The following is a 13181-nucleotide window of genomic DNA, read 5'->3' as shown; positions in this document are numbered from 1 at the left end:
AGGAGCTGAGCTTGCTCGCGATGACGTCCTGACATTCAACGTTGATGTTGGTTGTACAGGCGTCATCGCGAGCAAGCTCAGCTCCTACAGGTTATGCAGCAGCCATCAAAGGTGCATAGATCGCTATGACTGAGTCATATGGGCTCCGAGCATCCTCCAGCCTGGCGTGCATTGCAATGCTGGCGAGACCGCCCGGTCACAGCTTGTGCCACAGACGGTACAAACTGTCACGAAGGCTGTACCGAAACCGTCACAGACAGCGTCCGTCGGTCCGACAAAAACCGCGTAAAACCTTGATTTACCTGACCTGCAAGGCAGTGGCCCGACCTTTGCTCTACGCTTATAGCAAGCGCACATGCGCTCTCCCTTATAAGCACAAAAGCCAAGGAGAAATCACAATGCGTTACGCTCACCCCGGTACTGAAGGCGCTATCGTTTCGTTCAAGAGCAAATACGGTAACTACATCGGCGGCGAGTTCGTCGCGCCTGTCAAAGGTCAGTACTTCACCAATACCTCGCCAGTAAATGGCCAACCGATTGCCGAATTCCCGCGCTCCACGGCCGAAGACATCGAAAAGGCCCTGGACGCTGCCCACGCGGCCGCCGATGCCTGGGGCGCCACGTCCGTCCAGGCTCGCTCGCTGGTGCTACTGAAAATCGCCGACCGCATCGAACAGAACCTGGAAGTCCTGGCAATCACCGAATCCTGGGACAATGGCAAAGCCGTGCGGGAAACGCTTAACGCCGACATCCCGTTGGCCGCCGACCACTTCCGCTACTACGCCGGTTGCATCCGCGCTCAAGAAGGCAGCGCCGCCGAGATCGATGGCAACACCGTGGCCTATCACATCCATGAACCGCTGGGCGTGGTCGGGCAGATCATCCCGTGGAACTTCCCGATCCTGATGGCCGCCTGGAAACTCGCCCCGGCCCTGGCGGCCGGCAACTGCGTGGTGCTCAAGCCTGCCGAGCAAACACCGCTGGGCATCACCGTGCTGATGGAGCTGATCGGCGACCTGCTGCCACCGGGCGTGCTCAACGTGGTGCAAGGCTTCGGCAAAGAAGCCGGCGAAGCCCTGGCCACCAGTAAACGCATCGCCAAGATCGCCTTCACCGGTTCGACCCCGGTCGGCTCGCACATCATGAAATGCGCCGCCGAAAACATCATTCCGTCCACCGTGGAGCTGGGTGGCAAGTCGCCGAACATCTTCTTCGAAGACATCATGAAGGCCGAACCATCCTTCATCGAAAAAGCCGCCGAAGGCCTGGTGCTGGCGTTCTTCAACCAGGGCGAAGTCTGCACCTGCCCTTCCCGTGCCTTGGTGCAAGAGTCGATCTACGACGACTTCATGAAAGTCGTGATGAAAAAAGTGCTGTCGATCAAACGCGGCGATCCGCTGGACACCGACACCATGGTCGGCGCCCAGGCGTCCGAGCAGCAATTCGACAAAATCCTTTCGTACCTGGAAATCGCCAAGGGCGAAGGCGCCGAGCTGCTGACCGGCGGCAAGGTGGAAAAACTCGAGGGCAACCTGGCGACCGGGTATTACATCCAGCCGACCCTGCTCAAGGGCACCAACAAAATGCGCGTGTTCCAGGAAGAAATCTTTGGCCCAGTGGTGAGCATCACCACGTTCAAGGACGAAGCCGAAGCCCTGGCCATCGCCAACGACACCGAGTTCGGCCTGGGTGCCGGTCTCTGGACCCGCGACATCAACCGCGCCTATCGCATGGGCCGCGCCATCAAGGCCGGTCGTGTGTGGACCAACTGCTACCACCTGTACCCGGCGCACGCCGCGTTCGGCGGTTACAAGAAATCCGGCGTCGGTCGTGAAACCCACAAGATGATGCTCGATCACTATCAGCAGACCAAAAACCTGCTGGTGAGCTACGACATCAATCCGCTGGGCTTCTTCTAAAAGCGTCTGCCGCAGGCAAGCCACTCTCCTTGTGGGAGTGAGCTTGCCTGCACATCAGGCCTTCGCGCCAACCCGGCAACCACGCCGGTCAAAAACAATAAGAACAGGTGAACCCTATGCCTAGCGATCAAGCCAGCGTGCAGCCGGCTACCTCCTCGGTCGACTTTGAAAAAGTCGGCTCCGACTATTTCCAGCAACGTGAACTGAAAAAAGGCGCAGCAGGCTGGGTCCTGCTGGTGGGTCTGGGCGTGGCCTACGTCATCTCCGGCGATTATGCAGGTTGGAACTTCGGCCTGGCCCAGGGTGGCTGGGGCGGTATGTTTCTCGCCACGTTGCTGATGGCGACCATGTACCTGTGCATGTGTTTCTCCCTGGCGGAACTGTCTTCCATGATTCCTACCGCGGGTGGCGGCTACGGTTTTGCCCGTAGCGCATTCGGGCCGTGGGGCGGGTTTCTGACCGGGACCGCGATCCTGATCGAATACGCAATCGCCCCGGCAGCGATCGCGGTGTTTATTGGCGCCTATTGCGAGTCATTGTTCGGCATCGGCGGCTGGATGATTTACCTGGCGTTCTACATCATCTTTATCGCCATTCACATTTTCGGTGTCGGCGAAGCCCTGAAGTTGATGTTCGTCATCACCGCCGTCGCGGCCCTGGCATTGGCAGTATTTCTGATCGCGATGGTGCCGCACTTCAGCGTCGCCAACCTGCTCGACATCCCGGTGACTGACGCCAAGGGCGCCAGCAGCTTCCTGCCCTTCGGCTACGTCGGCGTGTGGGCGGCAATTCCTTACGCGATCTGGTTCTTCCTCGCTGTCGAAGGCGTGCCGTTGGCAGCAGAAGAAACCAAAAACCCGAAACGCGACCTGCCCCGCGGACTGATCGGCGCCATGCTGGTGCTGGTGAGCTTTGCCCTGCTGATTCTGGTGATCGGACCAGGCGGTGCCGGCGCCAATGCACTGCTGACCTCGGGTAATCCGTTGGTCGAAGCTTTGAGCAAGGCCTATGGCGGCTCGACCTGGATGGGCCACTTCGTCAATCTGGTGGGCCTGGCCGGGTTGATTGCCAGTTTCTTCTCGATCATCTACGCCTACTCGCGGCAGATTTTTGCCCTGTCCCGCGCCGGCTACTTGCCACGCAAACTGTCCGAGACCAACAAAAGCAAGGCCCCCGTGCTGGCGCTGATTATTCCCGGCATCATCGGTTTCGGCTTGTCGCTGACCGGTCAGGGTGACTTGCTGATTCTGGTGGCGGTGTTCGGTGCGACCATTTCCTACGTCCTGATGATGGCGGCGCACATCACGCTGCGCATTCGGCGCCCCAAAATGGATCGTCCATACCGCACGCCGGGCGGTATCTTCACCTCGGGTGTAGCGCTGGTGCTGGCTTGCATCGCCGTAGTGGCGGGTTTTCTGGTAGACCCACGCGTGGTGATTGGCGCTGCGATCATCTATGGAGTGTTAATTGCTTACTTTGCTTTCTACAGTCGGCATCACTTGGTAGCAGGCACGCCCGAAGAAGAATTCGCGGCCATTCAGAACGCTGAAAAAGCCCTGCACTAACGGCCAGAAATCACGGCGCAGGCCCTGTCTGCGCCGTCACGGAGAATCTGTATGGCAAGTTTTGCTCACACGGTCGGCGTCCAGACCTATCGCTTCGAGAGCATCAAGGACGTCATGGCCAAGGCCAGTCCGGCGCGCTCCGGGGACTTTCTGGCCGGCGTCGCCGCCCTCAACGATGGCGAGCGTGTGGCCGCTCAGATGGCCCTCGCCGACATCCCGCTCAGCCACTTCCTGCAAGAAGTACTCATTCCTTACGAGGCCGATGAAGTCACCCGACTGATCATCGACACTCACGACAAACAAGCTTTTGCGGCTGTCAGCCACCTCACCGTCGGCGGCTTTCGCGACTGGCTGCTCAGCGATGCCGCCGACGAACAGAGCCTGCGCGCCCTCGCGCCCGGTCTGACCCCGGAAATGGCCGCTGCCGTGTCGAAGATCATGCGCGTGCAGGATCTGGTGCTAGTGGCGCAGAAAATCCGTGTCGTTACAAAATTCCGCGGCACGATGGGTTTGCGCGGCCGGTTATCCACACGCCTGCAACCCAATCACCCCACCGATGAACCGGCCGGCATCGCCGCGAGCATTTTGGACGGCCTGCTGTACGGCAACGGCGACGCGATGATCGGCATCAACCCGGCCACCGACAGCATCGCCTCGATCTGCGCCATGCTGGAAATGCTCGACGCGATCATCCAGCGCTACGAGATTCCGACCCAGGCCTGCGTGCTGACACATGTCACCACGTCCATCGAGGCTATCAATCGCGGCGTTCCGCTGGACCTGGTGTTCCAGTCGATCGCCGGCACCGAGGCGGCCAACGCCAGTTTCGGTATCAACCTGAACGTGCTGCAGGAAGGCTACGACGCCGGTTTGAGCCTGAATCGCGGCACGCTGGGCCAGAATCTGATGTATTTCGAGACCGGCCAAGGCAGCGCCCTGTCAGCAAACGCCCACCATGGCATCGATCAACAGACCTGCGAAACCCGCGCCTACGCCGTGGCGCGCCATTTCAAACCGTTCCTGGTGAACACCGTCGTAGGATTCATCGGCCCGGAATACCTCTACAACGGTAAACAGATCATCCGCGCCGGCCTCGAAGACCACTTCTGCGGCAAGCTCCTGGGCGTGCCCATGGGTTGCGACATCTGTTACACCAACCACGCCGAAGCCGACCAGGACGATATGGACACCCTGCTGACCCTGTTGGGCGTGGCCGGGATCAACTTCATCATGGGCATCCCCGGCTCCGACGACATCATGCTCAACTACCAGACCACCTCGTTCCACGACGCCCTTTACGCCCGCCAGACGCTGGGCCTGAAACCGGCGCCGGAATTCGAACAATGGCTGGCGAGAATGGGCATCTTCACTCAAGCGGACGGCAAGATTCACTTCGGCGACAGCCTGCCGCCAGCCTTCCGCCAAGCGATGGCGCAACTGGGATGAGTGTTGATATGGATAAACCACCCGTTGACCCACAGAACCCGTTGCTGGAACTGCGTCGCCTGACGCCTGCGCGGATTGCCTTGGGAAGAACCGGCACCAGCATGCCGACCAGCGCGCAACTGGATTTCCAGTACGCCCACGCCCAGGCGCGGGATGCGGTGCACTTGCCGTTCGACCATGTGGGACTCAGCTCACAACTGGCTGAACGCGGGCGTGCCAGCCTGCTGCTACACAGCGCCGCTACGGACCGGAACAGTTATTTGCAACGCCCCGATTTGGGGCGAAAGCTGAGTAATGAGTCGGCGCAGACACTGCGCGATTACGCATTGGCCAATCCTGGCGCTGTCGATCTGGCAATTGTCGTTGCCGACGGGTTGTCGGCGCTGGCCGTTCATCGCCATACCCTGCCGTTTCTGGCGCGGATGGAAGATCAGATTGTGAGCGACGGCTGGTCCGTCTCACCGGTCATTCTGGTGGAACAGGGCCGGGTCGCTGTAGCCGACGAAATCGGTGAACTGCTGGGTGCAAAAATGGTGGTGATCCTGATCGGCGAGCGCCCTGGCCTCAGCTCCCCGGACAGCCTGGGGCTGTATTTCACCTACAATCCAAAGGTCGGGCTGACGGATGCCTATCGCAACTGCATCTCGAATGTACGGCTCGAAGGCCTGAGTTACGGCATGGCGGCACACCGTTTGCTGTATTTGATGCGCGAAGCCTGTCGGCGGCAGTTGTCAGGGGTCAATCTGAAGGACGAGGCTCAGGTTCTGACACTGGAGTCGGACGCTGGACCAGGCATGAAAGGTAATTTCCTACTGAGTTCATCGAATACCTGAACCGATTCCGCATTGCGTTTCTGATTCAGTTTCAGGCAGGATCGATGCACGGCCGCCAGGGTTTCCCGTCGCCGTCACCACGCAAGACAGCCACTTGAAGACGAGACCTACCATGCGGATTATTCAAGCGACCCTCGACCACCTGGACCTGTTGACCCCGTTGTTCGTCAAATATCGCGAGTTTTATGGGTCCCTGCCTTATCCGGACTCGTCCCGGGCGTTCCTTGAAAAACGCCTGCGCCGCAAGGAGTCGGTGATCTACCTGGCCCTGGCCGATGACGACAGCAACAAACTGATGGGTTTTTGTCAGTTGTATCCCAGCTTTTCGTCCCTGTCGCTGAAGCGCGTGTGGATCCTCAACGACATCTACGTCGCCGAAGAGGCCCGCCGCCAGTTGGTGGCCGACAACCTCATCCGCACCGCGAAGAAAATGGCCAAGGAAACCAACGCTGTACGCATGCGCGTTTCCACCAGCAGCAACAACGAAGTCGCGCAGAAAACCTACGAATCCATCGGGTTCAAGGAAGACACCGAGTTCAAGAACTACGTATTGCCGATCAGCGACGAGCTATAAGCCGAAAAGATCGCAGCCCCATGGGGTACGGCCAAAGGCTGCGATCTTCTCTCACTACGCTCCGTAATCCCCCGCTACAAACTCAACGCGCTTTTCACCTATCAGCCCGTATAATGCCGACCTTTCCGGCTTGTAAGAAAAACTACACCCGTCTGTAGCCTTTCGCGAAGTCATCCGCACAGGCCTGCCGAGTCGGGCCGTCACCTCAGGTGCTCTCCATGGATTTCAACCCGCTCGACCTTATCCTGCATCTCGATGTTTACCTCGATTTGCTGGTAACCAACTACGGGCCATGGATTTACGCCATTCTGTTCCTGGTAATCTTCTGCGAAACCGGTCTGGTGGTCATGCCGTTCCTGCCGGGCGATTCGCTGTTATTCATCGCGGGTGCCGTTGCGGCCGGCGGCGGCATGGACCCGGTGCTGCTGGGCGGCCTGCTGATGCTCGCGGCGATCCTTGGCGACAGCACCAACTATGTGATCGGACGAACGGCGGGGGAGCGTTTGTTCAGCAACCCCAACTCGAAAATCTTCCGCCGCGACTACCTGCAGCAAACCCACGACTTCTACGACAAACACGGCGGCAAAACGGTAACCCTGGCGCGCTTCCTGCCCATCATCCGCACCTTTGCACCGTTCGTCGCTGGCGTCGCCAAAATGCCTTACCCGCGTTTCTTCGCCTTCAGCGTCCTCGGCACTATTCTGTGGGTGGGTGGCCTGGTGACCCTCGGTTTCTTCTTCGGCAACGTACCGTTCATCAAGCAAAACCTGTCGCTGCTGGTCGTGGGCATCATCCTGCTGTCGTTGGTACCGATGATCATCGGCATCATCCGCAGCCGCTTCGGCAACGCCGCGTCCAAAACTCAATCGCGCTGATTCATCATGTGGTCCCTTAGCGCCTGGCGTCGACGACGCACCTTGGCCAAACACCCGATTGCCGACGACATGTGGCAGCGGGTGCGCCATCACCTGAGTTTTCTCGATGGCCTCAGCGCCGCTGAAGACCAGTGGCTGCGCGAAGCCAGCGTGCTATTCCTTGAAGACAAACACCTGACCGCCCTGCCCGGCGTCGAACTTCATCAGGAGCAACGCCTGCTGCTTGCCGCCCAGGCGCAATTGCCGCTGCTGCACCTGGGCGATCTGAACTGGTACCAGGGTTTCCACGAAATCGTCCTTTACCCCGACGACTTCCTCAGCCCCCAACGCCATCGCGATGCCAGCGGCGTCGAGCACGAATGGGACGGCGAACACAGCGGCGAAGCCTGGCAGCAGGGCCCGATCATCCTCGCATGGCCCGGCGTGATGGCCAGTGGTGGCTGGGAAGGCTACAACCTGGTGATCCATGAACTCGCGCATAAACTCGACATGCTCAACGGCGACGCCAACGGCCTGCCGCCGCTGCACGCCGACATGCGGGTCAGCGACTGGGCCAAGGTCATGCAAGAGGCCTACGACGACCTCGACCGGCAACTGGACCGCAATCCGGATGCAGAAACCGCCATCGACCCGTACGCTGCGGAAAACCCGGCCGAATTTTTCGCGGTCACCAGCGAATACTTCTTCAGCGCCCCGGATTTGCTGCACGAGGCGTATCCTCTGGTGTATGAGCAGCTGAAGCTGTTTTACCGCCAGGACCCGCTAACCCGGCTGCGGCAACTTCTGGCCGAGAACCCGGTCTATCAGGCACACGACTAAGGTCTCTACGACCTCTGGTACATGGCGTCGACGAAGGAATATGCCTATAATCGCCGCCACTTTTTGGTCAATCCGGCCAAGTGTTTTTGGTCAACTAACGGGGGCACCGCCCAATGAGCTACAGCAAGATTCCGGCTGGCAAAGACCTGCCGAACGACATCTACGTCGCGATCGAGATTCCGGCCAACCACGCGCCGATCAAATACGAAATCGACAAAGACAGCGATTGCCTGTTCGTTGACCGTTTCATGGCCACCCCGATGTTCTACCCGGCCAACTACGGTTTCATCCCGAACACCCTGGCTGACGACGGTGACCCCCTCGACGTGCTGGTCGTGACCCCTTACCCGGTTGCTCCAGGTTCGGTCATCCGCGCCCGTCCGGTCGGCATCCTGCACATGACCGACGACGGCGGCGGCGATGCCAAAGTCATCGCAGTCCCACACGACAAGCTGTCCCAGCTGTACGTCGATGTGAAGGAATACACCGATCTGCCACCTCTGCTGCTGGAACAGATCAAGCACTTCTTCGAGAACTACAAAGACCTCGAAAAAGGCAAATGGGTGAAGATCGAAGGTTGGGGCGACGCAGAAGCCGCTCGCACCGAGATCATGAAGTCGGTTGCTGCCTATAAAGGCTGATAGTCGTCTCTCACGAACGGCTATAACGAAGAACCCCGGTTGATCCGGGGTTTTTTGTGGGCGTTTGAAAATCACATTCAACAGCACATTTAACGGGCGGGAAACCGGTTTTTGCTTGTTTAATTTTTACAAAAGACGTCTTACATCAGGACTTAAATTTCACGCCAGATTTGAACGTTTTGTTGAATCAAAGCCTTATGCCGCACGGCTAGACTCGTGTTTATGAAAAAGAACAAAACCTGCGGACCACGATTCAGAATGCTCCTGAAAGAGCTACAAATCACGACGACGAGATTTGCCGAATTCCTGAGTATTTCAGACCCTCAAACTGTCCATAACTGGTACACCCGCGGAGTTCCTGACTACCGCATGGAAGATGTCGCCAGAAGACTGTCCGTGAACACAGAATGGCTGAAAACCGGCGAAGGACCGCAAGACGCCAGGGCATTGCATCTGGTCGACGCGTCCGGCAACACCTTCGACGCCCAGTCAATCCGAGGCACCTATCAGGTCATCGACCCAGTCGACATCGAACTACCCTTTTATAAAGAAGCGGCCACTGCCCCCGGCTCCGACAAAACCCATGTCATCAAAGACCCCAGCGAATCGATCCGCCTGCGGCGCAGCGATCTTGACTCCCTGGAAATCAACCACGCCGATGCCATCTGCGCCCGCATGGTTGGCAACAGCATGGCCGAAAAAATTGAAGATGGTTCCATCGTCGCCATCGATCGCGGGTTCACGCAAATTGTCGACGGAGAGATTTATGCAATCGAGCACGACGGCATGTTGCGCATCAAATACCTGAGTCGGGTACCAGGCAACGCGATACGCATGCGCAGCCACAACAGCTCCGAATACCCGGATGAAGTCTTCAGACCTCCGCAAATCGAAGAACAAAACATAAGGGTTCTGGGATGGGTGTTCTGGTGGTCGACCCTGAATAAACGCAGGCCACCCATACCTTTTCTGTAAACACATAACGTTGTAGCAGCTGGCGAAGCCTGCATTCGGCTCGGGCCGCAATCGCTCTAGGTCGCACACCATGCTGGGAATTCCCCCAAAAAATCAGTATGCTGCGCCCCACATTTGCGCATCGACCCGCCTCGCGGCGTCAGATCGCACCGACAAGGCAGATGATTTTCTCGCCGAGTCCCACAGCCGGACGCAAGATCCGGGTGTACGTTTTGAAGGCTGGCGCGGTTTACCAAAAATGAACCAAGCCAGTCCCCGAGAAGCCGGCCACAAGCCGGCTTTTTAATGTCTTTTTGAAAGCCACTCTCATCTACTGAAAACCGCGAGAGCCTTGCTAGATCAAGGGTTTCAGCCTATTTTCGTTCCTGTGACTTCCGTTTTGATCCGAGGCGTTCCACGCGTAAGTGGGGGAACAAGTGGGGGAACAGAGGGCGAAAAAATGGGCAAACTGACCGCCAATCAAGTCAAAAATTTGGTTGAGGCTGGGACGTACGAAGACGGTGATGGGCTTCGTCTTTTGGTGAAACCTTCAGGACGAAAAACCTGGGTACTCCGTTTTCAATTGAATGGCAAACGCAGGGAGATGGGTCTGGGGAGCTACCCTCAACTCGACCTGAAAAAAGCCCGCGCAACCGCCTATGAAAATAAAGTCCATATCCTCAACGGCACTGATCCACTCGCGAAACGACAGGCTGAACAAGCCGCTCAGCGGGAAGCCACACGCCGGGAACTGGCGCAGCTGATTACCTTCGAGAAATTGGCAACCGACTACCGAGATGCCCATGGATCGAGCTGGTCGGAGAAATGGCGCAAGGGCTGGTTGAGAAAACTCGAGCTCTATGCTTTCCCTACAATAGGGAAGCTGTCAGCTGACCAAATCGATACCAAACATCTGATCAAGGCCCTGCAGCCACTCTGGTCAACCAAAACTCGGACGGCTGACGAAGTACGTGGGCAAATCGAACAGATCCTGGATGCCGCCAGAGCTCGAGGTCTCAGGACTGGAGAGAATCCGGCACGCTGGCGCGGCCATCTGGAAAACCTGCTCAGCCGGCATGAGAAGAAGAAAGCTCGCAAACGCCAGCATCATCCTGCGCTGAAATGGCAGGACCTGCCGAAGCTCATGGAAGCCTTACTAAAGGACCCCAGCCACGTTTCTGTCGCGGCTCAGTTACTGATTCTAACCGGCGCTCGCTCGCATATGGTCCGATTCGCACGCTGGGATGAGTTTGACTTGGAGTCCGGTCGATGGTCTCTGCCTGATGAGCGCATGAAAACCCGGCAAGCGTTCGCGATCCCCCTGGCCCCAGAGGTGGTTTCACTTTTGAAGGGCCTTCCGAAAATCAACACCAGAAGTCCCTACGTTTTCCCCGGCCACGGCCGAAGCGGCGTGATGCACGCTAATGGCATTCGCAATCTGCTACATACACTGGGTTATGAGCACATCACTCGTCACGGTTTCCGTTCAACCTTCCGAGACTGGGCAGGTGAAAAGACGCCTTTCCCGAGAGATATCTGCGAACTCGCGCTGGCCCATGACGAGCGCGGGGAAACGGAAAGCGCGTACTCTCGATCAGATTTTTTTGATAAGCGGCGGGAGCTGATGAACGCGTGGGCCATATACGCTACATCCAGACCTGAACACCCGGATGAGGCTCAATGCGAAACATCGGGGGAATGATGAGGGACCGATCGCTGGGTCGGCCCCTCGGGCGTATGCATCAAGGCGACAATCCCGTAACTACGGCGCAACCAACATCGGTGTAAGACCACAAGGTCTCTGGTTACCGATTTTAAAAGCCGGGTCCCTTTAAGCAGGGATGCGTAGCCTCCCTGCTTAAAGGGACCTCACTTAAAAAATCTAAAGCCCACGCATCTGTCTGTGAAAAACCACGGATTTCCACCGGTGGATAATTTCATCCGCAGCCGTAGAATTCTCGAAAATTCGAGCCTTGACCCGAATTATCCACAGGCGTAGAAAAGATCGGGCAAAGCGCTGTCGTTGACAGCACCCCAGGTAGCCAGAACCTTTAAGGCTACGCCACACCGTGGTGGCTCTCCCAAAGTGCGATTAGCGTCCGGCGGCTCGCACGGTCACAGCGATGTGATGGATGCCTACTTTTACCAGCGTGCCCACTGCGGCAACTCATTCCCTTTCATAGCTGCCCTGCAGCAACCTATCCGCTTGGCCGTTTCATTGCGCCAACCTGCGCCCGTCTCTTTCTTCAGGAAAGAGACGGGCGCTCCTACCGCTGCTGCAGCCCACCTCGTACAGGGCTTTGCGGCATTCTCCCTCGTGACAATCGGCGTGACAAACACCGAAGTCACCAGCAACAGCGATGCAGATGATGGTGCCGCAGCTCACGGAATGGACTGCACCTGACTGACAGTCAGGCATGCCTCGGTCATCGCTTCACTGCCTTCACCTGACTCAGGATCTCGCGGCGCTGTTCTCGTCAGCCAGTGCAGCCTCCACCCGCCCACTTCCTCGGAAGTGCTCAGGAGGCCAGATCATGAGATGCCCAAGCTCCCGGTCGTAAAGAGCCGCCAGTCCCGCGTTAGTGGACAACCCTCACAGGTCGCAGGGGCCTTGATCCCTGATAACACTCAACATTCGTGGCGGGATGACGTGAGGAAAGGCTTCAACGGTTTGGTTTCGCGAGCAGTTCGATCATGGCACTGGTAGGTAAACGGGATGGGCGCAACTTTGGCTACGGCCGGCAATTGAGTTATTCCGGCCACAAGCGTTGCGGGACATGTTTGGCGGCGGCCATTACGGCACGGTCAAAGCGCACAGTGATCGCCGGCAGGCGTTTGTGCGCTGGTGTCGGTCGGAGGATGGACCAGGGTTTAACGATGCGCGACAAATTGATCAGCAGACCTTGCTGGACTACATCTGCGCCAACAAATTGAACAAGGTGAGCTGGCCATCGCCTCTGCGCAGAACCGCCTGAGCAGCGTCAACCGCACCCTTGCTGTGCTGCGTGATGATCAGTACGTCAGGATCGCTAGTCCGAGCCAGGCGTTAGGACTGCAGCGCTCGACGGTACGCACCCGCGCGCTGGATGGCCAAGACCGCCAACTGGTGCGGCGAGTGGTGGAGGGACTTGTCAAACAACAAACGACTGGGTGGCCGCGATTGTCCTGTTGACCCGAGCAACCAGAATTCACCCGCGCGACGCGATCCTGGCTGACCTGCCACGATTACTACGCGAAGCCAAACACTTAGGCATCATCAACATCCAAGACGGCACCAAAGGCGGCCGCTCAGGGGCTTCAGCGCCGCTGATGGGTCGTGGCAAATGAAGAGGTGAAGGGGCGTTGATGTTTGCTCGTAATGCGTCGCCGACCGGCAGCCGCAACTTGCTGGCCCGAGACGAAAGCTATGCTGCGGTCCTGCAACAGACCGTGCTCCCCGCCCGAGGAATACTGCATGACCAAGGACTGAAAGGCTTTCATGAACTGTGGGCGGCCTACGCCTGCGAGCGTTACGAGCAGCTGACTGGTCACGCCGCCACAGCACAAATACTTAAC

The 13181-nt window shown here is 58.1% G+C and carries 10 protein-coding genes and 1 pseudogene; all 11 read left to right on the top strand.

Annotated elements, in window-relative coordinates; genetic code table 11:
- The first annotated feature begins 398 nt into the window (after positions 1–398).
- On the top strand, positions 399–1919 hold the full coding sequence (gene exaC, locus ACYZUA_RS05960) for an acetaldehyde dehydrogenase ExaC (RefSeq protein WP_461962384.1): 1521 nt from the start codon (positions 399–401) through the stop codon (positions 1917–1919).
- A 116-nt stretch (positions 1920–2035) separates the two neighbouring features.
- Positions 2036–3484 (top strand): ethanolamine permease, encoded by a 1449-nt coding sequence (gene eat, locus ACYZUA_RS05955; protein WP_461962383.1) that lies wholly within the window; start codon positions 2036–2038, stop codon positions 3482–3484.
- Between the two features lie 51 nt (positions 3485–3535).
- On the top strand, positions 3536–4930 hold the full coding sequence (locus ACYZUA_RS05950) for an ethanolamine ammonia-lyase subunit EutB (protein WP_461962382.1): 1395 nt from the start codon (positions 3536–3538) through the stop codon (positions 4928–4930).
- A gap of 8 nt (positions 4931–4938) precedes the next feature.
- Positions 4939–5763 (top strand): ethanolamine ammonia-lyase subunit EutC, encoded by an 825-nt coding sequence (gene eutC / locus ACYZUA_RS05945; protein ID WP_461962381.1) that lies wholly within the window; start codon positions 4939–4941, stop codon positions 5761–5763.
- Between the two features lie 112 nt (positions 5764–5875).
- Positions 5876–6337, top strand: a complete 462-nt coding sequence (locus tag ACYZUA_RS05940) for a GNAT family N-acetyltransferase (protein ID WP_461962380.1) — start codon at positions 5876–5878, stop codon at positions 6335–6337.
- A 218-nt stretch (positions 6338–6555) separates the two neighbouring features.
- Complete coding sequence (locus ACYZUA_RS05935; protein ID WP_461962379.1) at positions 6556–7212, top strand: DedA family protein; 657 nt, start codon at positions 6556–6558, stop codon at positions 7210–7212.
- Between the two features lie 6 nt (positions 7213–7218).
- Positions 7219–8031: a M90 family metallopeptidase gene (locus ACYZUA_RS05930; RefSeq protein ID WP_461962378.1), complete on the top strand. Its 813-nt coding sequence runs from the start codon at positions 7219–7221 to the stop codon at positions 8029–8031.
- Positions 8032–8144: 113 nt separating this feature from the next.
- Positions 8145–8672 carry an inorganic diphosphatase gene (gene ppa, locus ACYZUA_RS05925; protein ID WP_028620880.1) on the top strand — a complete coding sequence of 176 codons (528 nt, stop codon included), beginning with the start codon at positions 8145–8147 and terminating at the stop codon, positions 8670–8672.
- A gap of 222 nt (positions 8673–8894) precedes the next feature.
- Complete coding sequence (locus tag ACYZUA_RS05920; RefSeq protein WP_283181819.1) at positions 8895–9647, top strand: S24 family peptidase; 753 nt, start codon at positions 8895–8897, stop codon at positions 9645–9647.
- Between the two features lie 439 nt (positions 9648–10086).
- Positions 10087–11328, top strand: a complete 1242-nt coding sequence (locus ACYZUA_RS05915; protein ID WP_461962377.1) for a tyrosine-type recombinase/integrase — start codon at positions 10087–10089, stop codon at positions 11326–11328.
- 992 nt (positions 11329–12320) lie between these two features.
- Positions 12321–13163, top strand: a pseudogene (locus ACYZUA_RS05910) (integrase domain-containing protein); the annotation flags it as partial.
- Positions 13164–13181: the final 18 nt, after the last annotated feature.

Source organism: Pseudomonas sp. LS2P72, from assembly GCF_054897865.1.
Note: the sequence above shows the minus strand (reverse complement) of the source record. Positions and strands in the feature narration are given on the sequence as shown.